We start from the raw sequence: 24,281 nt of genomic DNA, 5'->3' as shown, positions 1-24,281 counted from the left end.
CTGCACGCCGGCGCTGTCCATTTCGGTCACGCCTGCGAGGTTGATCTCCAGCGCCGCGGCCGAGGCTTGCGCGGCCTGGAGTTCTTCGCACAGCTCGGCTGCGCGGTAGATCGTCAGCTCGCCTTCGATGGCCAGCACCGCTTGCCCGCCGCCACTCATGGCAGCACCAGCTTTTGCACCACGCTCAGCAGCTGCGGCGGGTTGAAGGGCTTGAGGACCCAGGCTTTGGCGCCCGCGGCCTGGCCTTCGGCCTTCTTGCCGCCGGCCGATTCGGTGGTCAGCATCACGATGGGCGTGAACTTGTAGGCCGGCAGCTGCTTGACCGCCTTGACCAGGCTGATGCCGTCCATGTTGGGCATGTTCACGTCGCTGATGATCATGTGGACCTTCTGCCCGGTCAGCTTCTTCAGCGCGTCAACGCCGTCGCAGCCTTCGATCACGTCGTAGCCGGCGCCGCGCAGCGCAATGCCGACAACTTGCCGCAGCGAGGCTGAGTCGTCGACGATCATGATGGTCTTGGCCATGGATGGATTCCCTTTGAGTTCTGAGAGACGAGGTCGGAATGGGGCGGATCAGAAGAAGGTGACTTCTTCTTCGGCTGCGGCGGGCGCGGCGACCGCGCTGCCCGCGTGGCTGCGTTGATGGGTGTTGCGCTCGTCGGCCATCGCGTAGCTGCTTTCCAGCTCGGCCAGCAATGCGGCGCTGTCGACCGCCTGCAGCTCACCAGCCGCCTCGAAGCGGCTGCGGGTGGCGCTCAGGAGCATGGGCAGGCGCTCGATGTTGTGGCGCACATGGGTCATGCGCTGGCTCACGCGGTCCTGGAACTGGAGTTGCACCAGTGCTTCGACGATCTCGCCCTGGATGCCCACGCTTTCGCGCTTGAGCACTTCGGAAGACGCTTCCAGCCCTTCGGTGACGCTGCGGAAATGGCCCAGCACGCCGTTGATCGAGGTTTCGGCCTCGGCCGCCGAGGCCTGCCCGCGCTGGGATGAAGCTTCGGCGCTGCTGCGCGTGGTCTTGATGGCTTCGCTGATGACCTGCACCTTCTCGGCCATGCGCTGGGCGGTCTCTCCGGACATCACCGAGAGCTTGCGCACTTCCTGCGCCAGCACGCTGAAGCCGCGGCCGTTTTCGCCGGCATGCGCGGCCTCGATCGCGGCGTTGATCGCCAGCATGTTGGTCTGCGAGGCGATGGAGGCGACCTCGGCTGCCATCTCCAGCAGTTCGCCGACGAAATGGCCCAGGGACTGCACCTCGGCGTGGATGGCGCTGTTGCTGGTCATGGCTTCGCGCAGGGTGTCCAGCACGCCGTGCAGGTCGCGGTTGCTCTGGTCGAATACGGCGCCCACGCCCTGGTCCCCGTCCTGGGCCGAGGCTTTCAGTGCCTGGTCCAGCCGGTCCACGATGCTGGCAAAACGCTGCGACAGCGCGGCCACGGCATCTTCCATCTGGGCACGCGAGGTTTCGATGTGGGCGCTCCAGACCGGCAGCACGTCCTGCCCCAGCCGATCGGTGCCGGCCACGAAGGCGGCGGCGCTGTCGTGGTCTGACGAGCGGCGGCGCGCGCGCTGCCAGTCGCTCCAGGCGCCTGCGACCAGCAGCGCGACGCCGCCCAGCAGCGGCCCGGCCTGGACACCGCCGGTCAGCAACATGCCGGCCGCGCCGGCCAGGCCCATGCCGCTGCCATGCATGCGGCCGAGCCGCTGGATGAGGGTGGTGGCGGCGCTGGGAGCGACGGGCGAAGAAGGCATGGTGGAAGCAGGCATACGGCCTCACATCGGCGGGCTGGTCCTCGACTTGAGGCGCCATGCCCGAATTTGACCGGGTGCAGACCCGGTGTCACGAACTTGACTATTCCATCGGAGCACCCAGTGGAAAGCGAGACAAAGTGCCATGTTTGGCCCTCATTTCGGAACACTGCAGAGCCCCCAGGCGCTCGAAAGTGCGGTCATCCCGGCGCTTGCGCCCTCTTGGGGTGCCGCATGAAAACGCGGCCACCGTGAATTAGTGACGGCGAGCACACCGCAGGTGGCGAGTCGTGCGCAGTTGCCATCATTCAGTTGGTCGACTGGGTGGCCGAAGTCTCTGTAGACCAAGCAAGCCGCGTTGCTTCCGCGCGGGCCCTTTGCACCACCAAGAAGAGACAGCCATGACACACCGCTCCCTGACGATTCGCGCCAAGCTCACGTTGGCCTTTGGCATCCTCGCCGCCCTTGTGGCCGTCGTGGCTGCCCTGGCACTGAAGGACCTTGGCGATGCCAATGCGCGCTTTGTCCATCATGTTGACGGTGTGAGCGCACGCGCCACGGTGGCCTCGCACCTGCGCATCGCAGTCGACCGCCGCGCCATTGCGGCTCGCAACCTGGTGCTGGTTTCTGCGCCGGCCGACCTGGCTTCCGAGGACGAGGAGGTGAAGGCAGCGCATGCCGAGGTGCAGCGCAGCCTGGCGCAGCTGAAGGCCATGGTCGCGACCAGCGGGGTGTCCGAGGCTGCCCGCCAGCACGTCGCTGCCATTGACCAGGTGGAGCAGCGTTACGGTCCGGTGGCGCTGGCCATCGTGGACCTGGCATTGAAGGGCGAGCACGATGCCGCCATCGCGAAGATGAACACCGAGTGTCGGCCGCTGATCAAGGCGCTGGCCAAGGCCACGACGGACTATGCCGACTACACCGAATCCCGTGCAGCGCAACTGAAGGAAGAAGCCCAGGTCCAGTACGGCCAACAGCGCATCTTGCTGATCGCGGCCTGCTTGCTGGCCCTTGGCGCCGCGGTGCTGGCCGGCTGGCTGATCGTGCGCGGCCTTCGCAAGGCGCTGGGCGCCGAGCCGGCTGACCTGAGCCGGGTCGCAAGCCGCGTTGCCGAAGGGAACCTGACCGACTTGGACGGCGCACACGAGGCACCGCAGGGTAGCGTGCTCGCTTCGCTGGGTGCGATGCAGGGCAGCCTGTCGCGCATCGTCAACGAGGTGCGCCGTGCGGCGGATTCCATTGCCACCGGCACCGAGCAGATCGCACACGGCGGTGCGGACCTCAGCGCGCGCACAGAACTGCAGGCCAGCGCGATCCAGCAGACCGCCGCGACCATGGACCAGCTCGGCTCGACCGTGCGCAGCAATGCCGAAAATGCGCAACAGGCCAATGTGCTGGCGCAAGGCGCATCCGACGTGGCCGGCCGTGGCGGCGCGGTGGTCGGCCAGGTGGTGGACACGATGCGCGGCATCAATGCCAGCTCCAAGCGGATTGCCGACATCATCACGGTGATCGACGGCATTGCCTTCCAGACCAACATCCTGGCGCTGAACGCCGCGGTCGAAGCGGCTCGCGCCGGTGAGCAGGGCCGCGGCTTCGCGGTGGTCGCCAGCGAGGTGCGGGCCCTGGCGCAGCGCAGCGCAGCGGCTGCCAAGGAGATCAAGACCCTGATCACCACCAGCGTGGAGCAGGTGGAGCAGGGCTCGGCGCTGGTGGACCGCGCTGGCGAGACCATGAGCGAGATCGTCGGTGCGATCCAGCGCGTCAGCCACATCGTCGGCGAGATCACCTTGGCCACCGCCGAGCAGAGCAGCGGCGTGGCGCAGGTCGGCCAGGCGGTCGCCCAGCTGGACGAATCGACTCAGCAGAATGCCGCGCTGGCCGAGGAGAGCGCCGCGGCCGCCTCCAGCCTGCGCGAGCAGAGCGAGCACCTGGTGGGTGCCATGTCCACCTTCAAGCTGGCGGCCTCCTGATTCACTCGGGCTGGATGCCCGCGTCCTTGATGATCTTGCCCCAGCGGTCCAGCTCGGCGAGCTGGAAGCTGGCGAGTTCCTGCGGCGAGGTCGGGTGGGTTTCCATGCCGTTCTGTTCGGCGAACTCGCGCAGCGCATCGGTCGCCATCGCCTTGCGCATCAGCTCGTTCAGGCGCTGCACGATGGGGGTGGGCGTGCCGGCTGGCGCATAGAGCGCGTTCCAGTGGTTGGCCACGTAGCCTGGCAGACCGGATTCCGCAATGGTCGGCACGCCGGGCACCAACGGCGAGCGCGTGGGGCTGCTCACGCCCAGCGCGCGCAGCTTGCCGGCCTTGACCTGCGGCAGGCTGGTGGTCAGGTCGACGATCATCACGTCGGTCTGCCCACCGACCAGGTCCATGACCGCCTGCGGGTTGCCCTTGTAGGGCACGTAGGTCAGCTGCGTGCCGCTCATGTGCTGGAACAGCTCCACGCCGATGCGCGCCGACGAGCTGCCGGCGCCAAAGCTCAGCTTGCCTGGCGACTGCTTGGCCAGCGCGATGAATTCGCCCACGGTCTTGGCCTTGGAGGTCGGGCTCACCACCATCAGCATGTAGCCCTGCACCATCTGGCCGATGGGCGTGAAGTCCTTGATCGGGTCGTAGACCAGCTTCTTGAACAGATGCGGGTTGGCGGCCTGCGTGGTGTTGGTGGTGATGAACAGCGTGTAGCCGTCCGGTGCGGCGCGGGCGGTGGCCTGTGCGGCAATGCCGCCGGAGGCCCCGGCGCGGTTGTCCACGATCACCGGCTGGCCGGTTTCCTTGGTGATGACGGCACCCAGCGCGCGCGCCAGGCCGTCCGTCGTGCTGCCGGGCGTGGAGCCCACCATGATGGTGATGGGCCGGCTCGGGTAGGCCTGCGCTGCAGCCTGGCCGCTGCCGAGTGCAGCGGCCAGCGAGCTGAGGGCAATGGCGATGGCGCCGAGTTGCTTGAACTTCATGATGTCTTGTCTCCGGTGTTGTGGTTGAAGCGATTCAGGTCGTCAGGCTCATGGCAGGCCGTTCACCCGCCAGCGCCTGGGCGATGGCAGCCAGCACCATCTCGCCCATGGCCTTGCGCGTCTCGTGCGTGGCGCTGGCGCGGTGGGCCTGGCAGACGACGTTGTCCAGCGCGAGCAGCGCGGGCGGCACATGCGGCTCGTCGGCAAACACGTCCAGCCCCGCGCCGGCAATGCGGCCTGACGTGAGGGCAGCGACCAGGTCCGGCTCGTTGACCAGCCGGCCGCGGGCGATGTTGACCAGGAAGCCGTCGGGCCCGAGCGCGTCCAGCACCGCGGCGTCGACGATGCCTTCGGCCTTGTCCGCGGCGGCAGCCAGCACGAGTGCGTCGCTGCTTCGGGCCAGTTCCTTCAGGTCGGCGATGTAGGTCCACGGCACATCGGTCATCGCGCGCAGGTCGGTGTAGGCGACCGGGCAGCCAAAGCCCGCGGCGCGGATGGCGATGGCGCGGCCCACGCGGCCCATGCCGACAATGCCCACGCGCATGCCGCTGAAGCGCCGCGCCAGGCGGATGGCGCTGGGCTGCGGACGCCTCACCCACTCGCCGCCGCGCACGAAGCGGTCCACCGTGCAGATGTCGCGGCAGGTGGCGATCAGCAGGCCAATGGCCAGGTCCGCGACGTCTTCGGTCAGCGCGCCCAGCGTGGCCGCCACCGGCAGGCCGCGCGCACGGGCGTAGGCGAGATCCACCGCATCGGTGCCCACGCCGTTGACCGCGACGATCTGCAGCGCCGGCAGCTGTTCCATCATTGCCTTGCTGATGCCGGTGTGGCCACCGGTGATGACGCCGCGCATCTTCGCGCCGTGTTCGCGCAGGTAGGCGTCCGGGTCCGCCTGCTCGTAGAGCCGGTGCACCGCGTACAGCGCGTTCAGCTGGTCGTTGATGACCGGGACCAGGATCGGGTTGAGTTGCAGGATGTCAGGTTTCATGGCGTGTGTCCTTTGCTCAGCCGCGACCGACAAACGGCATGTGGCTGGCCATCACCGTCATGTTCAGCACGTTGGCCGACAGCGGCAGGCCGGCGATGTAGCGCACGGCGTCTGCCACGTACCTGACGTCCACCATGGGCTCGGCGGCGATGCTGCCGTTGGCCTGGCGCACGCCCTTGGTCATGCGGGCCGACAGCTCGGTCAGCGCATTGCCGATGTCGACCTGGCTGCAGACGATGTTGAACTCGCGGCCATCCAGCGCCAGGCCCTTGGTGAGGCCCAGCACCGCGTGCTTGCTGGCGGTGTAGGGGCAGCTGAGCGGGCGCGGCGTGTGGGCCGAGATCGAGCCGTTGTTGATGATGCGGCCGCCCTGCGGCAGTTGCCGGCGCATCAGGCCAAACGCGGCGCGCGCGCAGAGGTAGACGCCGGTCACGTTGGTGTCGATCACGTTCTGCCAGGCCTCCAGTGGCAGCTCATCCACCGTCACCGCAGGTGCGTTGACGCCGGCGTTGTTGAACAGCACGTCAAGCCGGCCGAAACTGGTCTCGATGACCTTGAACAGCGCGGTGACGCTGGCGGCGTCGCGCACGTCGGTCGGCACCGCCAGTGCCTGCTGGCCCTGCTGCCTGGCGGCTTCGGCGATTTCGAGCAGCGGCTCGGCACGCCGGCCGGCCAGCACGACGGCAAAGCCGTCTTCGAGTAACGCCAGCGCAACGGCGCGGCCGATGCCGCTACCGGCGCCGGTGACGAGGGCAACTTTTGGGGGCGAGGGATGGGTCATGCGTGACTCCTTGGTTTTGGGTTATGGGGCGGCGCCTCAACCGCCCTGGTGCTGCCGCCTGAAGCTGCTGGGTGACTGGTCGTAGGCCTTCTTGAAGCGGCGCGAGAAATAGGCTTCGTCCGAGAAGCCGCAGTGCTCGGCGATCTGGCTGATCGAGCTGGAGGTGTTGATCAGGTGGGTGCGGGCCAGGCGCATGCGGCGGTCCAGCACCAGGTCGGTGAAGGTGCTGCCGGTTTCCTTGCGCAGCAGGTGGGTCAGGTAGTTGGGCGTGAGGAAGGCGGCAGCGGCGGCGTCTTTCAGCGACAGCGCCGGGTTGCCGATCTGCTCGCGCATGTACTTGGTGACGCGCTCCAGTGCGTCGCGCCGGCCGCGCTTCTCGGCCTTGTCTGCCGCCAGCGCGAGCAGCTGGTTCTGGTACAGGTTGCAGATGCGGCCAATCAGCGCCAGCAGGTGGCCCTTGAGGATCAGTGCGGAGCCGACCTGGCGTGTCGCGCCGATGGCGCGCATCTTCGCGACCAGGGTTTCCAGCTCGGCGAAATCGCTGCTGTCCAGCGTGAAGTCCAGGTGTTCCTGGAAGCGGAAGGGGGCGAGTTCCGGCGCCTCTGCCAGCGGGATGTCTTCCAGGTCCAGCGGGTCGCAGCGGATGTGCTGCACGAAAAATTCCTGGGTGAAGTTGATGACGACGAAGTCGGCATCCACTGGGTGCGGAATGAGGTGCAGCCGGTGCGGCAGGATGAAGGCCACGGTGTGGCGCGGGAACGGGCGGATCGCGCCGCCGATGTGGTGCACCGTGTCGCCGCCGCGGTTGATCTGGATCTGGAAATAGTCGTGCCGGTGCGGCGTGGTGGTGGCTGGCCGCTCGTCCCGGTCGCGGATGTAGAAGTCCGGGCTGTCGCTGCGCTGCTGCATGGCAAGCGTCGGCACGATGGCGAGTTTGGCCATGGCGTTCACCGTGGGGCGATGGTCACGCTGAATGCAGCCACGCCTTCGATGCCGGCTTCGATCACGTCCCCCGGCAGCAGCGCGGCCACACCGGCCGGCGTGCCGGTGAAGACCAGGTCGCCGGGCTGCAGCGTCACCGAGCGGGACAGGAAGCTGATCAGCTCGTGCACCGGCCAGATCAGCTCGGCCAGGTCGGCATGCTGCCGCTGGTCGCCGTTCACCGCGAGCCACACGGTGCCGCTTGTCGGATGGCCGCTGATGTGCGCCGGTACCAGTGGGCTGCAGGGCGCGGAAGCATCGAAGGCCTTGGCGCCTTCCCATGGTCGGCCCGCCTGCTTGGCTTCCAGCTGCAGGTCCCGTCGCGTCAGGTCCAGGCCGGCGGCGTAGCCCCACACATGGTCCAGCGCTGCCTCCGGCGGCACATTCACGCCGGCCTTGCCGATGGCGACCACCAGCTCGATCTCATGGCAGAAATCTTCGCTGAGCGGGGGATAGGCGATGAGGCCCTGGGCTGGCACCACGGTATCGGCCGGCTTCATGAAGAAGAACGGCGCTTCGCGTGGGGTGCCGGCCAGCGTGGCGCTGCCCGGCCACGGGTAGTTGCGGCCAATGCAGAACACCCGGCGGATCGGGAACCGGTCGGTGCTGTTGGCGATGGCCAGCGTCGGTGCTTGCACCGTCGGCAGGGCAGGAATGGGCGGGTTCTTCACGCAGCGGTCCTCAGGCAAAAGGCTTGAGGAAGCATAGGCAAGCGTATCGCCGCGGACTTGGACAGGACTGCGGTTCTTACGGACGGAACAACGCGCGCAAGGGCTTGATCAGGGGCAACCCTGAGGGCCGCGACCCACCGCGGCAGTGCGCCCGCCGCGGCTTTCAGGCCGGGCGTGTTACAACGAAGCCAAGCTGAATCCTGATCGCCATGCACTCTCCTTTTGGTATCGGCAACCTGCCGCTGGTCGAGCTGCTGCGCAGCCTGGACGACACCCCCTGGCACGGCTTCCTGGTGGCCGACAGCGACGATTTTGTCGTGCTGCACCAGGTCAGCAGCCGGCTGGACCTGGACGGCTACATCGTCTTCCGGCGCGAGGACGTGCAGACCATTGCCACGGACTTTTCTCGCCTGGACATGCTGCAGCGGGCGCTGGCGCTGAAGGAGCAGTACCCCAAGCCGCTGCGGCAGCTGGCACTGGGCTCGATGCGCGAGCTGCTGGCGTCGGCCGAAGCGATGTTCGGCGTTGTGGTGCTGACCGAGGAACTGGTGGATCCGGATGCGGTGGAGGTCGGCGCGCTGCGCATGAGCACCGAAGAGGCCTATGCGCTGCGCCGGCTCAGTCCCGAAGCCGAATGGGAGCTGGGTGGCCGCAGCTACCGCTACCGCGATCTCACGCGGGTCGAGTTTGGCACTGCCTATGAGCAGACGCTGCTGGCCGTGGCGCAGCAGCGTGAGCAGGAAGCCGTGCAGGCGGCTGCCAGCGGGCCGGAGGGCCAGGGCGGTTAGCCGTCTGTCGACAGCGCGCGGCCGCAGTGGAAGGGCTGGCGCAGCCGCCCGTCGGCCCCGGCGATGGCCTGGATGTCGATCACCGGGGCATGCGTCTTGACGCCGCCGAAAATGGTTGCAAACGCGGTGTCTGCAGCATCCCGGCCAATGCCAAAGCGCATGAAGCCCATTGGAATGGCGGTGCCCGAAGGGTCGAACATGTACCAGCGGTCGCCGAGGTAGACCTCGACGTAGGCGTGGAAGTCGGTCGGGCCCAGGGCAGGGTCGGCACCGTAGTCGATGCCGGTGGCAAAGCGGGCCGGGATGTTGATCGCGCGGCACAGCGCAATCATCAGGTGCGCGAAGTCGCGGCACACGCCGGTCTGGTCCAGCAAGGTGTCCAGCGCCGAGGTTTGCGAGGTGCTGGTGTTGGACGCGAAGGTGGTGCGCTCGCGCACCCAGTCGCAAATGCTTTGCACCCGGCTGTAGCCCTGCCAGCGGCTGCCGAACTCGCGCATCGCGAGCTGGTGCAGCCGGTCGGAAGGGCAGTAGCGGCTGGGGTAGATGTAGACCAGCGCCTCGGGCGGCAGCTTGGCCACAGGCACTTCCGGAATCAGCTCGGGCGAGCCGATGAAGTGGTGCACGTCCAGCGTGGCCCGGTAGTTGACCTGCAGCTGGCCGGGTGGGGCGCTGAAGCGCAGCAGGCGGTTGCCGCTGCTGGGCTCGTTCTCCACGCGGTAGGCCACCGGCTGGCTCAGCGTGAGCTGCTCGTCCAGCACATGCTGGCGGGCGGTTTGCGCGGCGTGGATGTTGAAGACGAAGTCGCTGCCGGTGGCGGAGACTTCGTAGTCGAGCTGGATGGCAATCTGCAGCCGGATCATGCGACCCTCGCTGCAGCGCGCAGCTGCTTGCAGATGTTCTGGCCGGTTTCGGTGAGCTTGAGCGTGCCGCCAGCCCATTCCATCCAGAACGCGGCCACGTAGGCCTCAATCAGCGATTCGCTCACCAGGTCGGCCCGGCGGCGGTGCAGCGCATCCACCGTGGCCAGCAAGGCGTTGCGCAAGGGGTCGATGCGCACTGGCGCAGGCTGGGATGAGCGTGTAGAGGGCTTCAATGAGCTTCCTGGTTGGCACACCGTAACACCGAATTGGCGATGCCCGCACGCCAGCAAGGGGCAACCCCCAAGGTTGTTTGCGCGGCGCCACAACCAGCCTGCCGCAGGCACCTGGCCGGCGCGGGGTGGATGCCGGAGCCGAGGTGACTGGATGGCGGCCCGCAAGCTCGCTGCCGCCAGCGAGGTCGCAGTAGCATCTCTGCCATGAAGTCCGAACCCGCCACCCCGCCTGCGGTCGCGCTGCCCGCCATCGGCCAGCATGGCCGCGACATGCTCAGCCACCGGCTGCTGGATGCGCCGCCCGAGCGGGTGTTCCGGGCCTTTGCGGACCCCACGCAACTCGCGCAGTGGTGGGGCCCGGCAGGCTTTCGCAACACCTTCGCCGAGTTCGACTTCCGGCCCGGCGGCCGCTGGCGCTTCGTGATGCACGCGCCGGACGGCAGCGACTTCCCGAACGAAAGCGTGTTTGCCCAGGTCGTCGCCCCCGAACTCATCGTGTTCGACCACCTCTCCGGCCACCACTTCGAAATGACGCTTCGCCTGGAGCCGGTCGGCACGCAACAGACCAGGGTGCACTGGCAGCAGCGTTTCGACACCGAGGCCGAATGCGACCGCATCGCCGCCTTTGTCGTGGTGGCCAACGAGCAGAACCTGGACCGCCTGGCCGCGGTACTGGCGGGACTGGCGCCTGACACGTCGGCGACACCTGTTCACGCCGCGTGATGAGCGCGAGCGCGCCTCACCGACCGATGCGCCTGGTCGTGCCGGCGGAGGACGCCGGTTGATTACGCTGGTCTTGCTGCCTGGGCTGGACGGCACCGGGATCTTGCTTGAACCGTTCCTGGCTGCCTTGCCCGCAACTTGCGAAGCGTTGGTGATGCGTTATCCCACGACCTTGCCTGCCGGCTACGAAGCACTGGTCGACCGCGTGCGCGCGCAACTTCCCCGGGATCGGCTGTACGTGCTGTTGGGCGAATCGTTTTCGGGGCCCGTGGCGTTGCTGCTGGCGGCGGAGCGTCCGCCAATGTTGCGTGGTGTCGTGCTGTCCTGCACTTTCGCGTGCAATCCGCATCCCTGGGCCTCAGGCCTGCGAAGCGTCATGCGCTGGCTGCCGATGCGCGCTGTGCCTTCGGCCTGGCTGGGGCGGCTTTTGATGGGACGCTGGACCAGCCCCGCGCTGCAGCAAGCCCTGGCCGAAGCGCTGGCTTCTGTCTCGGTGGAAGCGCTGCGTGCGCGGCTGAAAGCCGTGCTGGCCGTCGATGCCGGCAGCGCTTTGCAGCAGGTGGCTGTGCCGATGCTGTATTTGCAGGCCACGCAGGATTGGGTGGTTCCTGCCGCGGCCGGCCAACGCGTTCGCCAGTTGAAGGCAGATCTGCAGTGGGCGTCGTTCAACGCGCCGCACTTCCTGCTTCAGACACATTCCCGCCAAGCTGCCGAGGCCATTTGCAGTTTTGCCGCAGCGCTGATGGTGGACCCCATGCCTGAGGCATGACTGCTGTCCGGGTGCATGGCAAAGTGCGCGACGGCAACTTGATCGACAGGGAGCAAGACGATGGGCATGGCAAGACTTCTTACAGCAGTTGTGCGGCCAGGGTGACCACATGGCATTCACCCTGCGCCAAGCCATCCGCACCGATCTGCCTGGCATCTGGTCCGTCCGCTACGCCGTCACCGAAAACACCCTGACCCCTGGCCGCATCTCGGACGAGGAGGTCATCGAGGCCATCGAGCAGACCGGCCGCGGCTGGGTGGTGGAGCAGGAAGGCGGCATCGTCGCCTTCGCGATCGGCAATGTGCAGACCGGCAATATCTGGGCGCTGTTCGTGCACCCGAACGCGCAGGGCCTTGGCCATGGCGGACGTTTGCACGACGAGATGCTGGCCTGGCTGCGGTCGGTGAAGTTGCCCTTGCTGTGGCTGACCACCGGCGTGACAACCAGGGCCTGCGGGTTTTACGAACGCAAAGGTTGGCGAAAGGTGGGGGAGCCCGAGGGTGGCGAGTTCAGGTATGAGATGAATCTCGAACCCGAGGCTGCAGAGAGATGAACCGCAACATCGAAATCAAGGCCCGCATCGCCAGCGTCGAGGCGCTGTTGCCGCTCGCCGCGTCAGTCGCCGACGAAGGGCCGACGCTGATCCAGCAGGACGACAGCTTCTTCGCGTGCGCGCAGGGCCGGCTGAAGCTTCGCCAGTTCGCGGACGGCCGCGGCGAGCTGATCTTCTACCAGCGGGCCGACAGCGCAGGCCCGAAGACCAGCTTCTACCAGCGCTCACCAACCGAATCGCCGGACAGCCTGCGCGAGGTGTTGAAGCTGGCGCATGGTGTCGTCGGGCGGGTGCAGAAGCAGCGCACCTTGTTCATCGCCGGCCGCACCCGCATCCACCTGGACTGCGTGCTGGGACTGGGCGACTTTCTCGAACTCGAAGTTGTGTTGGCGCCTGAAGAATCCGAGGCGGACGGCGTGGCCGAGGCGCATGCGTTGATGGGCAAGCTCGGCGTGGCGCCAGACCAGTTGGTGCAGGACGCCTATGTGGACTTGCTGGCCGGCCGTTGATAGCGACCCGGCGCCTCAGATCCCCTCGAAACTCACCACCTCTTCCAGCGGCGCACGCTGCGCCACCAGCGAGTTCACCGGGTGTGCCGTGTTGGCGTAGCCGATGGCCATGCCTGTGAAGAGCATGCGGTCCTCCGGGATGCCGAGGAACTCGCGTAGCGTTTGTGGGTAGACGGCCCAGGCTTCCTGGGGGCAGCTGTCCAGGCCCTCGGCGCGCAGCAGCAGCATGAGGGTCTGCAGCAGCATCCCGGCGTCTGACCATTGCGGTGGGCCGTGGCGCTTGTCCATGGTGCAGAACAGGGCCAGTGGGGCGCCGAAGAATTCGTAGTTGCGGGCGAACCAGCGGCGGCGGGCGGGCTTGTCCTCACGCGGCACACCCATGGTGGCGTACATGTCCTCGCCGACCTGGAAGCGCCGGTCGCGGTAGGGCGAGAGCAGTTCGCGGGGGTAGACGTCGTACTCGGCTTCTTCTGCGGTGCCGGCGGCCAGGCGCTCGCGCATCAGTGCCTTCAGCGCGTCCAGCCGCTCGCCGCCCACCACGTGCAGGTACCAGGGCTGCAGGTTCCCGCCGGAAGGCGCGCGCAGGGCCTGCGTCAGCACCCGGCGGATGGTCTCGCCCGGCACGGGGGTGGGCAGGAAATCGCGCACCGAGCGGCGCGAGGCAATGGCTTCTTGGACTTGCATCGGGACATCCTGAAAGAGGGCCTCAACAGAGGCGTGCATGTTGGCAGATGCCGGGACCGCCTGCCGGCCCGGGCTCGCATTTCCCCGGATTGGCCTGCTTGGCGGCCGGCGCCTCTAAGATGCCTCTTTGCACCGCGAGCTTGCTGTCACCGATGAGACACCCCGCCTGGCGACTCGACCCTGCCGCCTATGCTTGGCACACCACGCTGCATCCGCGCCATGCAGACGTGGACACGCTGGGCCACCTGAACAACAGCGCCGTGATCGGCCTGCACATCGAGGCCCGCCAGCAGTGGCAGATGGCACTGTTCGGCGCGCAGAGCTGGCGCCGAGAAGCGCCGATGTTGCGGCCCTCCGAGCTCGTCACCCACTTCATCGAGGAAGGTCATTACCCGGCACCGCTGCAGGCCGGGCTGCGGCTGCTGGCGGTGGAAGGCGAGCGCTGGCGCCTGGCCAGCGGGCTGTTCCAGGCCGGGCGCTGCATCGGCCTGCAGGACATCGAGATGCGCGCCTGGCAGCAGGGCGAAACCTGCCCGCTGCCGGGCGACGTGGCGGCGCTGCTGGCCACCGCGCTGCAGGACCAGCCGCCGCCCTCAGGCGAGTTGCTGGCTGGTTCACCCGCGGGCGGTGACGACCCGGCTGCGCTGCAGGCCGGCCCCGAGGCCTATGCGATGCATTCCACGCTCGCCACGCGCTTCAGCGACCTGGACCCGCAGCGCCAGACCGACGCGCTGGCGCTGGCCCGCTACGTCGAGCATGGCCGCATGCAGTTGCTGCACCGCCAGGCCGAGGGCTTGCCCGCCACGGGCAAGATGCACGCGCTGGTGGCCCAGGTGCGCTTGCGCATCCTGCGCGTGGCCCCGCCGCCGCGCGAGTGGCAACTGGCCAGCGGCGCCGGCCCCATCGGCCGCAGCGCGATGCCGATGCGCACGGCCTTGTTCGACGGCACGCTCTGCCATGCCGTGTCGGACGCGGTGCTGGTCTGCATCGACAAGGAGAGCCGGAGGCCGGTCGAGTTGCCGCCGATGCTGCGGGCGCGGCTGGAGGCCTTGCAGCTGCGTTGAGCCGCACTTTTCATTGTTTACGCCGATGGCTCGCTGCGACGTGCTCGGCCAAGATGGCACTCCCTCATTGCCAGTCAGGACCCAAGGCATGGCCGGACCGTTGTCAGGACTCAAGGTCGTGGAATTCGCAGGGCTGGGCCCGGCGCCGTTCTGCGCCATGCTGCTGGCCGACATGGGCGCGGACGTGCTGCGCATCACCCGGCCGGGCGTGCCCGTGGTGCCAACCGACATCACCACCCGCAGCCGCGCGCAGCTGGCGCTGGACCTGCGCAGCGCCCCGGGCATCGAAGCGGCGCTGGCGCTGATCGACCAGGCCGATGCGCTGATCGAAGGCTTCCGCCCCGGCGTGATGGAGCGGCTGGGCCTGGGCCCGGAGCTGTGCCTGGCGCGCAATGCTCGCCTGGTCTATGGCCGCATGACCGGCTGGGGCCAGCACGGGCCGCTGGCGCATGCAGCAGGGCATGACCTGAACTACATCGCCATCAGCGGGGCGCTGCATGCCATTGGCCGTGCCGGTGAGAAGCCGGTGCCGCCGCTGAACTACGTGGGCGACTTCGGCGGCGGCGCGATGCTGCTGGCCGTGGGCCTGCTGGCCGCGCTGAACGAGGCGCAGCGAAGCGGCCGCGGCCAGGTGGTGGACGCGGCAATGACCGATGGCGCGGCGCTGCTGTCGGCCTTCATGTACAGCTACACCGCGCGCGGCGAGTGGAGCAACCAGCGCGGCAGCAACATGCTGGACGGCGGTGCGCCGTTCTATGACAGCTATGCCTGCGCGGACGGCAAGTTCGTGGCCATCGGCGCCATCGAGCCGCAGTTCTACGCCGAGCTGCGCCAGCGTTGCGGCATGACGGATGCCGTGTTCGACGCGCAGCTCGACCCAGCCCAATGGCCCGCGCAGAAAGCCCAAATGGCAGCGCTGTTCGCCACCCGCACGCGCGACGAATGGTGCGCACTGCTCGAAGGAACCGATGCCTGCTTCGCCCCGGTGCTGGACTGGGACGAGGCGCCGCAGCACCGACACAACCAGGCACGGCAGACCTTTGTCGAACTCGACGGCCTGACGCAGCCCGCGCCGGCCCCACGCTTCTCGCGCACGCCTTCCCGCCCGCCCGAGGCGCCCGGCGAAACCACCCTGGCCGAGGCGTTGGCGCGCTGGCGGCCGGAACCCGCTTCACAGGAGACCCGATGACAAGCCCCACCGAAACCAGCGCCCGTGTGCGCCTCAGCATCGACGAACGCGGCATCGCCGAAGTCGCGTTGAACCGGCCCGAGAAGATGAACGCGCTGGACACGGCGATGTTCGAGGCCATCAACCGCGCGATCGCCCAGCTGGCCGAAGACAAGCGCGTGCGCGTGGTGGTGCTGCACGGCGAAGGCCGGGCCTTCTGCGCCGGGCTGGACCTGGCGAGCTTCGTCGCGATGGGCGAGAGCGAACGCGCCCAGCGCTCGCACGACGCCGGCAACATGAACGACCTGGCGGCTCGCACCCATGACTTGGCCAACGCCTTCCAGCAGGTGGCCTGGGGCTGGCATGCGCTGCCGGTGCCGGTCATTGCCGCGGTGCATGGCGTGGCCTATGGCGGCGGACTGCAAGTGGCACTCGGGGCCGATATTCGGCTGGTCACGCCGGACGCCAAGCTCAGCGTGATGGAGATCAAGTGGGGCCTGGTACCGGACATGGCCGGCATGGCGCTGGCGGCCGGCCTGGTGCGCGGCGACCAGTTGCGCGAGTTGGTCTACACCGGCCGCGTGGTGAGTGGCGAAGAGGCGGTGGCGCTGGGCTTGGCCACGCGGGCCTGCGCCGACCCGCTGGCCGAGGCCCGCGCCATCGCCGCCGGCATTGCCACGCGCAGCCCGCAAGCCATTCGCGGTGCCAAGCGCCTGTGCAACCTGCTGCCACAGACGATGCCGGCCGAAGTGCTGCTGGCCGAGGCGCGCGAGCAGCAGAAGGTGATGGGCGGCGCGCAGCAGCAGGAGGCCGTGCGCGCCGGCATGGAAGGCCGCGCGCCGGTGTTCAAGGACGAATGAACGCCATCAGGCCGTCAGCGCGGCCACTGCGCCGATGATGGACTGGACCTCCTGCCGCTGCAACACCAGCGGCGGCAGCAGGCGGACCACGTTGTCGCGGGTCACGTTGAGCAGCAGCCGGTGTTCCTGCAGCGCCCGCAGCGCGATCTCGCGGCAAGGCGCATCCAGCTCGATGCCCAGCATCAGCCCCAGGCCGCGCACCTCGCTCACCCGTGGCCGCTCCGCCAGCGCCTCGCGCAGGCCGTTCAGCAGTGCCTTGCCTTGCGTGGCGGCATTGGCCACCAGGCCTTCCTGCTCGATCACTTCCAGCACCGTGCAGGCCGCGCGGCAGGCCAGCGGGTTGCCACCGAAGGTGCTGGCATGGCTGCCGGGCGTGAACAGCTCGGCTGCCTCGCCGGCCGCCAGGCAGGCGCCAATCGGCACGCCACCCGCCAGGCCCTTGGCCAGCGTCAGCACGTCGGGCAGCACGCCTTCGTGCTGGAACGCGAACCAGCGGCCGGTGCGGCCCAGGCCGGTCTGCACCTCGTCGAGCATCAGCAGCCAGCCGTGTTGGGTGCACAGCGTGCGCAGCGCGGTGAGGTAACCGGGCGGCGCCACCTGCACGCCGCCTTCGCCCTGCACCGGCTCCACCAGCACCGCGACGATGCGCTCGCCATGCTCGGCCTGTGCATCGGCCAGCGCCTGCGCGTCGCCAAACGGCAGTCGCAGGAAGCCTTCCACGTAAGGCGCGTAGCCTTCGCGCACCACAGGGCTGGCGCTGGCCGACAGCGTGGCCAGCGTGCGCCCGTGGAAGGCCTGGGTCATCACGACGACCAGCGGCTGCGCAATGCCGCGCTTGCGCGCATGCAGCCGCGCCAGCTTCAACGCCGCCTCGTTGGCCTCGGCACCGGAGTTGCCGAAAAACGCGCGCTGCATGCCAGACACCGCCGCCAGCCGCTCGGCCAGCCGCTGCGCCCACGCGCCGTGGTACAGGTTAGACAGGTGCAGCACGCGGCCGGCCTGGTCGGCAATGGCGGCCACCAGCGCCGGGTGGGCATGGCCCAGCAGGCTCACGCCCACGCCCGCCACGGCGTCCAGGTACTCGCGGCCCTGCGCGTCCCACAGCCGCGCGCCGCGGCCGGCAACGAATTCGACGTCGGCAGGTGCGTAGGTCTGCATCAGCGCGGCGGGCGGGTTGCGCCAGGCGGGTGGCTTGGCTTCGATGATCTGCATGGCGGTCTCCTTGAGGCGGGAGCTGCAGTGTCATTAACACGCCAATCAAGATCAATGCGCCGTATCTTTAATCACCTTGCAGTCTTGGTTGACAATCACCCGCATGGACCTTCATCAAGCCATGCAGGTGTTCACCGCGGTGGTGGACGCCGGCAGCCTCACCGCCGCCGGGCAGCGCCTGGAGATGTCCACCACCATGGTGGGCAACCATTTGCGCGCGCTGGAGCAGCGCCTGGGCGCGCTGCTGCTTCACCGCACCACGCGCCGCCAGCGCCTGACCGAGTTCGGCGCGCTGTACCACGCGCGTTGCACCGACATCCTGGGCCAGATCGAGGCGGCGGGCCGGCTGGCCGAAGACGCGCTGGCTACGCCTGGCGGCACGTTGCGCGTCACCGCGCCGCCCACTTTCGGCGCAGAGTGTTTGATGCCGCTGTTGCCCGAATACCTGGCACGCCATCCCGCCGTGAAGGTGGACGTGGTGCTGACCGACCGCCTGGTGGACCTGGTGGACGAAGGCTTCGACGCCGCGTTCCGCCTGGGCACGCTGGAGAACCCGCGCCTGGTAGCGCGCCCGCTGCGCGAGCACCGCCTGCTGCTGTGCGCCGCGCCGGCCTACGTGGCCCGCCGCGGCCGGCCGGTGCGCCCGCAGGAACTGTCGGGCCACGACTGCCTGGCCTTCACCTACCCGGCCGGCACCGAATGGCGCTGGACCGAGCGGCAGTGGCGCTTCGCGGCTGCGCAAGGCGGGGGCGAGATCGTTGTCGCGGTCGACGGGCCGGTGGCCGTCAACCAGGCGCAGGCGCTGCGCCGCGCAGCGCTGGCCGGCCTGGGCATTGCGATGCTGCCGGAAGTGATGGTGGCGGCGGACCTGGCCGAAGGCCGCCTGCTGCAACTGCTGACCGGCCACGCGCTGCCCAGCCGGCCCATGCATTTGCTCTATGCACCTGAGCGCCAGCGCTCGCCCAAGCTGAAGGGCTTCATCGAGTTTGCGCTGCAGGCCTTCGGCGACGAGGGCGCCTTGTCGCCTACAGCTGGAACAGCGTGAAGCCCACGCCGATGCTGGTCTGCCGGTGGTTGTAGTCCAGCAGCGTCTCGCCGTAGCCGGTGAAGGCCTGCACGTACCAGCGCAGGCCGTCGGGCTTGTCCGAGAACACCGGGTGGCTCCAGCTCAGCTTCAGCGAGCCTTTGGACCAGGACTTGAACGAGGTGCGCGCCACCAGCTGCATGGTGTTCACGCCCGGAAACCAGGAGGCGCTCAACTCCGTGTGGCCGATGTAGTCGGTGATGTGCGGGTTGTCGTCGGTGCCGGTCTCGGCCAGCCGGTGATTGAAGACGGCCTGCAGCGCGTAGTCGTCGCGCGTGAAGGCGGTGCCCAGGTAGGCCCGGTTCCAGCTGCGCGAGAGCGGGTCGGGCTGGCCGTTGGACTCGTGCGCGATGCCGGCCTGCAGCATGCGCCAGCGCCACCCCGATGGCAGCAGGCCCAGCTTGTCCGAAATGGGCACCGTGTACATGACCTCGGGCTGGTAGTCGGAACTGCGGAACGGGGAGGATTCGGCGCTGTTCCACAGTTGCCAGATCGACTTCTGGCTGAAGGCGACCCACAGGTCCGCATTGGGCAACAGCGCGTCTTCCAGCACCTTGGCCCGCAGCGAAAGCTGCAGCGCAGCCTCGGTGCTCTTGTAGGGCTGCTGGACGCCGTCGCTGGCGTGCGTGGGACTGGCCGGCAACCGGTTGATGTTGTTGGAGTAATGCGCCGGCAGCAGCGCATTGGGCTGGTAGGTGCGCACGACGAAGGTGCCGCGCTTGGCACTGGGTTCCAACTCCCAGAACTTGGTGAGGTAGTCGGCCGCGGCCAGGCCCTGGCCGCTGGGCGCGGTGGCCACTTGCTGCAGCGCGCTGGGCTCGTTGCGTACCGGCAGCGGCACGGGTGCGGGCTTGGTATCAACTGGCGCGGCTGGCGCTGCACTGCCGCGGGCGAAGGTGTCGTAGCAGGCCAGGCGCCTGGCGTCATCGGTCAGCGCAGCGCAGTCGGCCAGGCTCTGCGCCTGGGCGAACCAGGGCAGGGCGGCTCCGATGGCGCCGGCCAGCAGCCGCAGTCCGGGTTGGCGGGACGGGGGGATGGTGGCTGAGGGAGCGGGGGGCCGGGGCATGCGGGAACCTTGCAGAAAACAACCGCCGAATTCTCCTTGGCCGCAGCGCGCCGTGGTGTCAGCCGAGGCCTACAGCACAACAGGTTCGCGGCCTCGCCGCCGTGCTTGCGTCTGGCGCAAGCCGGCTTGCATCGAATGCGTTGGCAGCGCTGGCCCCGGCTGGCCATCATGGCGGCTCGGTGTTGTAAAGACGGAGGTTGAGCATGGGGCAGAGAGTGCAGAGGGTGCCGCCGCAAGAGCCGTGCAACGGCTGGCGCTTGCTGGTCGACAGGCAGGACTTCGGCCGGACCTTGCAGCGGCCGGCGGTGCTGCCGGAGGAGGCTGCGCCCGGTGAGCTGCACCTGGCCGTCGAGCGGCTGGCCTTGAGTGCCAACACGCTGACCTATGCGGCCATGGGCGACTCGCTGGGCTTCTGGTCGCTCTACCCACCAGACGAAGCGGACGCCGCCGCGGGCTGGGCCCAGGTGCCGGCCTGGGGGCATGCGCGGGTGCTGGCGTCCGGCCTGCCTGGCGTTGCGCCGGGCTCGCGCTGGTTCGGGCTGTGGCCGCTGGCCTCGGTGTTGCGCCTGCAGGTGATGCCGGCACGGCAAGGCCTGCGCGCGGTGGGCCCCGCGCGTGCGGGGCTGAACCCTGTGTACCAGCAATACCGTGAAGCCCCCACTGGCGACGAGGCCGCGCTGGCGGCCCAGGCCTGCTGGCAGCCGCTGTTCATCACCTCCTTCGCGCTCGCGCAGCGGCTGGCCTTGGAGCTGGCCCCAGGCAGCTCCTTGATCCTCGTCAGCGCGGCCAGCAAGACGGCGCTGGGGCTGGCGCATCTGATGGGCGGCCGCACCCGCTTGCTCGGCCTGAGCAGTGCGCGCAACACCGCCTGGTTGCGCGAGATGGCGCTGTTCGAACGCCTGGTGAGCTACGAAGCAATGCCCGAGCTTGCGCACACGGCCGGCCCGGTGCTGGTGGTCGACTTCTCTGGCAACGCGGCTTTGCTCGGGCGCTTGCTGCACACGCTAGCACCGCGCTGCCAGCGCTTGCTGTGCGTGGGCAGCACGCATGGCGGCGAGGTGGGCGCTGCGGCGCAAGGCCTGCGCGTGCCCACGGAGGTCTTTTCGGGCCCGCGCCAGATCCAGGCGCTGGTGGCGGACTGGGGCGCTGGCGAGTTTGACCAGCGGCTGCAGGAAGCGCTGGGTTGGTGGACCGAGGTCCAGCGCCCGTGGTTCGAGTATCGCCACTTGGACGGCAGAGACGCCATCGCCGCCGGCTGGTTGCGGCTGCAGCGCAATGAATGGCCTGCGTCCAGCCTGCTCGTGGCGCGGCCGGGTAGTTGAAGGTCAGCTCGCCGCAAACACCGCCGCGCTGCGGGCCGCCTCGGCCTCCAGCCAGTCGCCCAGGCGGCGCACATGGGGACGGCGGGCTGCCGGCAGCTGGGCGGGCTGGGCCATCAGGTAGTGTCGGCCCAGCGCCATCGCAGGCAGCGGCAGGCGCTGCAGCCGGCCCTCGCGCAGCAGGCGCTCGGCATGCAGTGCCAGGCCCAGCGCCAGGCCCCTGCCGGCGGCGCAGGCTTCGAACAGCAGCATCAGCGTGGCGAAGCTGCTGGCGCTGGGGGCCACTTCGACGCGCCAACCGGCCGCCCGGGCCCAGTGCGGCCAGAGGTCACCGGGTTCCTGCACCGCCAACCGGCGCGAGCCCAGGACTTGCGGTACCAGGACTTCGCTGCTGCCTGCGAAGGCCTGCGCCAGCGGCGGTGCAGCCACCGGCACCGCGGTCAGTTCCACCAACGGGCGCGTGGCCAGCTCCGTCGCGTGGGTGTCCTCCAGCGGGCCTGCCAGCAAGCCCAGATCCGCGCCGCAGCGCAGCAGCTCGGCGGGCGTGCGGCCAATCAGCAGCTCGATCTCGCAGCCGCCCAGCAGGTCGCCCAGTTGGCCCAGCCGAGGCGTCAGCCAGCCGGTGGCCAGCGAATGCGAGGCCATCAGCCTGAGCACCGGCGCCTGGGCTTTGCCCTGCAGCGCCAGCCCGGCATCGGCAATCGCCTGCAGCGGCCCATGCACCGCCTGCAGGTACTGCCGGCCCGCGGCGGTCAATGCCAGCGCGCTGCCCGGCCCACGCACAAACAAGGGCCGGCCCAGCGCGCTCTCCAGTGCCTGGATGCGCCGCGACAGCGCCGAAGCGCTGATCGCCAAGCGCTCCGCCGCCAAGCTGAAGCTGCCGGTTTCGGCGGCAGCCAACAAGGCCTCGATGGCGATCAACGGCGGCGTGCGCATGGCAACTGAAGTGTGCGCCGCCCAGGTGTCGGTTGGCTGACCCTCAGGTGACAGGTCGACCTTCCAGTCGCGCCACCACCGCCTGCGCCATGCTCAGCACCAGTGCGCGCAACTCGGCAGGTGCCAGCGCTTCCACTTCGGCGCCCCAGCCCAGCAACTGCCGTGCGCCGTGTTCGATGGACTCGATGGGCATCAGCACTTCCTGCCAATCGTCCGTGGACGGGGTGGACCCTGGCACCGGGACCGCGGGAAGGCGGCTGTTGCGCAGCCAGCCGAGGGCGCGTGGCGATACGCGCACGTGGGCCTGCAACGTGCGCAGCTCGGCCTCGAAGCGGGCGGCGGAGGCGCGCCAGGTTTCGGCCAGGTTGAAGCTGCGGGGGCGCTGGAAGGTCGTGCCGGTGAATGCCAGGTCCAGCAGGCTGGCGAGGCGGTAGGTGCGTGCGCCCGGCTGGCCGGTGCTGCGTGCGATCAGGTACCAGGCGCCGGCCTTCAGCACCAGGCCCAGTGGCTCGAGTTCGCGCTCGACGGCGCCACGCCAGCTGTCGTAGTGGACCTTCAGGCGCCTGGCGTGCCAGACGGCGTCGGCCACCTCGCGCAGGTACTTGGGCGTGTCCTGCGCGCGGTACCAGTCCACCGGGTCGATGTGCAGGCGCTCGCCGACCTGGTTGGCCTGCTCGCGCCAGCCGGGTGGCAGGCTGGCCAGCAGTTTCAGGCGGGCGGATGCGGCCGCAGCGCCCAGGCCCAGCTCGGTGGCTGGGCCGGGCAGGCCGGCCAGCAGCAAGGCGTTGGCCTCGGGCTCGGTCATGCCGGTCAGCTGGGTGCTCCAGCCCTCGCGCAACTGGAAGCCGCCGCTCCGTCCGCGCTCGCCCCACAGCGGCACGCCAGCGGCCGAGAGCTGGTCGATGTCGCGCAGCACGGTGCGCTCGGACACCTCCAGGGCCTCTGCCAGCGCCGCAGCGGTGAGCCGCCCGCGGGACTGCAGCAGCATCAGGATGGACAGCAGGCGGCTGGCTTTCATGGTTTTGTCGCACGGCGTTAAAACATGACAGAAGGTGTCATCTTATGTCGCCGATCATCGCCTTCATTGCCATGGAGACACCGATGACAGCCACCTCTTCCTCGTCCACAGCGCCGCCAGACTGCCCCGTCGCCGAGCTGCGCCAGTACACGCTGCACCCCGGCCAGCGCGACCGCTTGATCGGGCTCTTCGAGCGCGAGTTCATCGAGCCGCAGGAAGCGCTAGGACTGAAGGTGCTGGGCCAGTTCCGCGACCTGGACGATGCCGACCGCTTCGTCTGGCTGCGCGGCTTTGCCGACATGGCCAGCCGGCCAGCCAGCCTGGGTGCGTTCTACGGCGGCCCCATCTGGCAGGCGCATCGCGATGCGGCCAACGCCACGATGATCGATTCGGACGATGTGCTGCTGTTGCGGCCTGCGTGGCCTGGTGCGGGCTTGGCAGCACCCGCGCCGCGGGTTGCGGCGCCCGCCGGCACCTGCGCCGTCCACGTCCATCCGCTCGCGGCGCCGGCCAGCGGCGACCTGCTGGCACTCTGCCGGCACACGCTTGCGCGGCAGCTGGCCGACGCCGGTGCGCTTGAGCAAGCCTGGTTTGTCACCGACGCCACGCCCAACAACTTCCCGGCGCTGCCGGTGCGCGAAGGCGAGTCGGTGCTGGTCTGCGTGGCCATCTTCGCGGACCTCGCTGCGCTGGACGCCTGGGCCGGCTTTGGCCCGGCGCTCGCGCCATGGCTTGCCCGTCCCACACAGCAGCTGCGGCTGCTGCCCACCTCTCGCTCAGCGCTGCACGCCTGAGTTTTCAAAGGAGACACCATGAACCACGCTTCCAACGCCCACGACTTCGACTTCTTCCACGGTCACTGGCAGGTGCAGCACCGCCGCCTGCGCGAGCGCCTGGCTGGCTGCAACGAATGGGAAACCTTTTCCGGCAGCTGCGAGACGCGGCCGCTGCTGGGCGGCGCCGGCAATGTGGACGACAACCTGCTGCACCTGCCGGCCGGCAGCTACCGCGCGGTGACGCTTCGCTCGTTCGACGGCGAGACTCGGCAATGGGCCATCTGGTGGCTGGACCAGCGCCATCCTCACCAGCTCGACACGCCGATGCTGGGCAGCTTCGATGACCAGGGCACCGGCCTGTTCTACGCCGACGACCGGTTCAACGGCCAGCCCATCCGCGTGCGTTTCCGCTGGACCGACACCCGCAGCGACTCGCCCGGCTGGGAGCAGGCCTTCTCGACCGATGGCGGCCAGAGTTGGGAGGTCAACTGGGTCATGCGCTTCGAGCGCATCGAGCGCGTGGCCGGCTGAGCGCAGC

28 protein-coding genes are annotated in these 24,281 nt (G+C 68.9%); 13 read left to right on the top strand and 15 right to left on the bottom strand.

Annotated features, from left to right (window positions below):
* The 3 genes from AC3WR5_RS31215 to AC3WR5_RS31205 form a co-directional block, all read right to left on the bottom strand.
* The coding region (locus AC3WR5_RS31215) for an STAS domain-containing protein (protein ID WP_492489612.1) at positions 1-159 on the bottom strand (159 nt) is incomplete at its 3' end.
* Complete coding sequence (locus AC3WR5_RS31210) at positions 156-524, bottom strand: response regulator (protein WP_325649039.1); 369 nt, start codon at positions 522-524, stop codon at positions 156-158. The genes AC3WR5_RS31215 and AC3WR5_RS31210, both read right to left, overlap by 4 nt.
* A 48-nt stretch (positions 525-572) precedes the next feature.
* Positions 573-1,751 carry a methyl-accepting chemotaxis protein gene (locus AC3WR5_RS31205; RefSeq protein ID WP_492489607.1) on the bottom strand — a complete coding sequence of 393 codons (1,179 nt, stop codon included), beginning with the start codon at positions 1,749-1,751 and terminating at the stop codon, positions 573-575.
* A 398-nt stretch (positions 1,752-2,149) separates the two neighbouring features.
* Between AC3WR5_RS31205 and AC3WR5_RS31200 the strand changes: the two genes are divergently transcribed.
* A complete protein-coding gene (locus tag AC3WR5_RS31200; RefSeq protein WP_492489605.1) occupies positions 2,150-3,721 on the top strand; it encodes a methyl-accepting chemotaxis protein in 1,572 nt (523 codons plus the stop codon).
* Between the two features lies 1 nt (position 3,722).
* Here the strand turns inward: AC3WR5_RS31200 and AC3WR5_RS31195 are convergent, their stop codons facing one another.
* Genes AC3WR5_RS31195 through AC3WR5_RS31175 form a run of 5 tightly spaced genes read right to left on the bottom strand, consistent with a single transcriptional unit; the run spans position 3,723 to position 8,121 of the window.
* Entirely contained in the window at positions 3,723-4,700 is a 978-nt protein-coding gene (locus tag AC3WR5_RS31195) for a Bug family tripartite tricarboxylate transporter substrate binding protein (RefSeq protein ID WP_492489603.1), read from the bottom strand.
* Positions 4,701-4,734: 34 nt separating this feature from the next.
* Positions 4,735-5,688: a 2-hydroxyacid dehydrogenase gene (locus AC3WR5_RS31190; protein WP_492489602.1), complete on the bottom strand. Its 954-nt coding sequence runs from the start codon at positions 5,686-5,688 to the stop codon at positions 4,735-4,737.
* A 16-nt stretch (positions 5,689-5,704) separates the two neighbouring features.
* Positions 5,705-6,469, bottom strand: a complete 765-nt coding sequence (locus AC3WR5_RS31185; protein ID WP_492489600.1) for an SDR family oxidoreductase — start codon at positions 6,467-6,469, stop codon at positions 5,705-5,707.
* A 36-nt stretch (positions 6,470-6,505) separates the two neighbouring features.
* Positions 6,506-7,411 carry a helix-turn-helix transcriptional regulator gene (locus AC3WR5_RS31180; protein ID WP_492489599.1) on the bottom strand — a complete coding sequence of 302 codons (906 nt, stop codon included), beginning with the start codon at positions 7,409-7,411 and terminating at the stop codon, positions 6,506-6,508.
* A 5-nt stretch (positions 7,412-7,416) separates the two neighbouring features.
* Positions 7,417-8,121, bottom strand: a complete 705-nt coding sequence (locus AC3WR5_RS31175; protein ID WP_492489597.1) for a fumarylacetoacetate hydrolase family protein — start codon at positions 8,119-8,121, stop codon at positions 7,417-7,419.
* Positions 8,122-8,330: 209 nt separating this feature from the next.
* On the opposite strand from AC3WR5_RS31175, the gene AC3WR5_RS31170 reads away from it, so the two are divergent.
* Positions 8,331-8,909 (top strand): hypothetical protein, encoded by a 579-nt coding sequence (locus tag AC3WR5_RS31170; protein ID WP_492489595.1) that lies wholly within the window; start codon positions 8,331-8,333, stop codon positions 8,907-8,909.
* On the opposite strand, the gene AC3WR5_RS31165 is transcribed toward AC3WR5_RS31170, so the two are convergent.
* On the bottom strand, positions 8,906-9,769 hold the full coding sequence (locus tag AC3WR5_RS31165) for a transglutaminase-like domain-containing protein (RefSeq protein WP_492489594.1): 864 nt from the start codon (positions 9,767-9,769) through the stop codon (positions 8,906-8,908). The genes AC3WR5_RS31170 and AC3WR5_RS31165 overlap by 4 nt on opposite strands.
* Positions 9,766-10,002, bottom strand: coding sequence for a hypothetical protein (locus AC3WR5_RS31160; RefSeq protein WP_231013103.1), 237 nt, complete (start codon positions 10,000-10,002; stop codon positions 9,766-9,768). Before AC3WR5_RS31160 ends, AC3WR5_RS31165 begins: the two co-directional genes overlap by 4 nt.
* 204 nt (positions 10,003-10,206) lie before the next feature.
* On the opposite strand from AC3WR5_RS31160, the gene AC3WR5_RS31155 reads away from it, so the two are divergent.
* The 4 genes from AC3WR5_RS31155 (at position 10,207) to AC3WR5_RS31140 (ending at position 12,556) form a co-directional block, all read left to right on the top strand.
* Positions 10,207-10,725, top strand: coding sequence for an SRPBCC family protein (locus AC3WR5_RS31155; protein ID WP_492489593.1), 519 nt, complete (start codon positions 10,207-10,209; stop codon positions 10,723-10,725).
* Positions 10,628-11,494, top strand: a complete 867-nt coding sequence (locus AC3WR5_RS31150; protein WP_492489591.1) for an alpha/beta fold hydrolase — start codon at positions 10,628-10,630, stop codon at positions 11,492-11,494. Before AC3WR5_RS31155 ends, AC3WR5_RS31150 begins: the two co-directional genes overlap by 98 nt.
* Before the next feature lie 109 nt (positions 11,495-11,603).
* Positions 11,604-12,047, top strand: coding sequence for a GNAT family N-acetyltransferase (locus AC3WR5_RS31145; protein ID WP_492489590.1), 444 nt, complete (start codon positions 11,604-11,606; stop codon positions 12,045-12,047).
* Positions 12,044-12,556 (top strand): class IV adenylate cyclase, encoded by a 513-nt coding sequence (locus tag AC3WR5_RS31140; RefSeq protein ID WP_492489589.1) that lies wholly within the window; start codon positions 12,044-12,046, stop codon positions 12,554-12,556. The genes AC3WR5_RS31145 and AC3WR5_RS31140 overlap by 4 nt, the downstream gene beginning before the upstream one ends.
* A gap of 15 nt (positions 12,557-12,571) precedes the next feature.
* Here AC3WR5_RS31140 and AC3WR5_RS31135 read toward each other — a convergent pair whose 3' ends face one another.
* The gene (locus AC3WR5_RS31135; protein ID WP_492489587.1) at positions 12,572-13,240 is read right to left on the bottom strand and encodes a nitroreductase; all 669 of its coding nucleotides are present in this window, start codon (positions 13,238-13,240) and stop codon (positions 12,572-12,574) included.
* Positions 13,241-13,392: 152 nt separating this feature from the next.
* Here AC3WR5_RS31135 and AC3WR5_RS31130 point away from each other — a divergent pair, with 152 nt between their 5' ends.
* The 3 genes from AC3WR5_RS31130 (at position 13,393) to AC3WR5_RS31120 (ending at position 16,332) form a co-directional block, all read left to right on the top strand.
* Positions 13,393-14,304, top strand: a complete 912-nt coding sequence (locus tag AC3WR5_RS31130) for a hypothetical protein (RefSeq protein WP_492489585.1) — start codon at positions 13,393-13,395, stop codon at positions 14,302-14,304.
* A gap of 88 nt (positions 14,305-14,392) precedes the next feature.
* Complete coding sequence (locus tag AC3WR5_RS31125; protein ID WP_492489583.1) at positions 14,393-15,493, top strand: CaiB/BaiF CoA transferase family protein; 1,101 nt, start codon at positions 14,393-14,395, stop codon at positions 15,491-15,493.
* Complete coding sequence (locus AC3WR5_RS31120; RefSeq protein WP_492489581.1) at positions 15,490-16,332, top strand: crotonase/enoyl-CoA hydratase family protein; 843 nt, start codon at positions 15,490-15,492, stop codon at positions 16,330-16,332. The genes AC3WR5_RS31125 and AC3WR5_RS31120 overlap by 4 nt, the downstream gene beginning before the upstream one ends.
* Positions 16,333-16,338: 6 nt before the next feature.
* On the opposite strand, the gene AC3WR5_RS31115 is transcribed toward AC3WR5_RS31120, so the two are convergent.
* A complete protein-coding gene (locus tag AC3WR5_RS31115; RefSeq protein ID WP_492489580.1) occupies positions 16,339-17,544 on the bottom strand; it encodes an aspartate aminotransferase family protein in 1,206 nt (401 codons plus the stop codon).
* 103 nt (positions 17,545-17,647) lie between these two features.
* Here AC3WR5_RS31115 and AC3WR5_RS31110 point away from each other — a divergent pair, with 103 nt between their 5' ends.
* The gene (locus AC3WR5_RS31110) at positions 17,648-18,589 is read left to right on the top strand and encodes a LysR family transcriptional regulator (protein WP_492489578.1); all 942 of its coding nucleotides are present in this window, start codon (positions 17,648-17,650) and stop codon (positions 18,587-18,589) included.
* On the opposite strand, the gene AC3WR5_RS31105 is transcribed toward AC3WR5_RS31110, so the two are convergent.
* Positions 18,570-19,694 (bottom strand): phospholipase A, encoded by a 1,125-nt coding sequence (locus AC3WR5_RS31105; protein ID WP_492489576.1) that lies wholly within the window; start codon positions 19,692-19,694, stop codon positions 18,570-18,572. The two genes, AC3WR5_RS31110 and AC3WR5_RS31105, sit on opposite strands and share 20 nt — an antisense overlap.
* 203 nt (positions 19,695-19,897) lie before the next feature.
* Between AC3WR5_RS31105 and AC3WR5_RS31100 the strand changes: the two genes are divergently transcribed.
* The gene (locus AC3WR5_RS31100; RefSeq protein WP_492489574.1) at positions 19,898-21,016 is read left to right on the top strand and encodes a DUF2855 family protein; all 1,119 of its coding nucleotides are present in this window, start codon (positions 19,898-19,900) and stop codon (positions 21,014-21,016) included.
* Between the two features lie 3 nt (positions 21,017-21,019).
* Here AC3WR5_RS31100 and AC3WR5_RS31095 read toward each other — a convergent pair whose 3' ends face one another.
* Complete coding sequence (locus AC3WR5_RS31095) at positions 21,020-21,949, bottom strand: LysR family transcriptional regulator (RefSeq protein ID WP_492489572.1); 930 nt, start codon at positions 21,947-21,949, stop codon at positions 21,020-21,022.
* 43 nt (positions 21,950-21,992) lie between these two features.
* Positions 21,993-22,967, bottom strand: a complete 975-nt coding sequence (locus tag AC3WR5_RS31090; protein ID WP_492489571.1) for a helix-turn-helix transcriptional regulator — start codon at positions 22,965-22,967, stop codon at positions 21,993-21,995.
* A gap of 83 nt (positions 22,968-23,050) precedes the next feature.
* On the opposite strand from AC3WR5_RS31090, the gene AC3WR5_RS31085 reads away from it, so the two are divergent.
* Both AC3WR5_RS31085 and AC3WR5_RS31080 read left to right on the top strand, forming a co-directional pair.
* Positions 23,051-23,761: an NIPSNAP family protein gene (locus tag AC3WR5_RS31085; protein WP_492489569.1), complete on the top strand. Its 711-nt coding sequence runs from the start codon at positions 23,051-23,053 to the stop codon at positions 23,759-23,761.
* Between the two features lie 18 nt (positions 23,762-23,779).
* A complete protein-coding gene (locus AC3WR5_RS31080) occupies positions 23,780-24,274 on the top strand; it encodes a DUF1579 domain-containing protein (RefSeq protein WP_492489567.1) in 495 nt (164 codons plus the stop codon).
* Positions 24,275-24,281: the final 7 nt, after the last annotated feature.

It is taken from the genome of Ideonella sp. FW305-24 (assembly GCF_058788035.1).
This window is presented reverse-complemented; position numbering and strand designations above follow the sequence as displayed.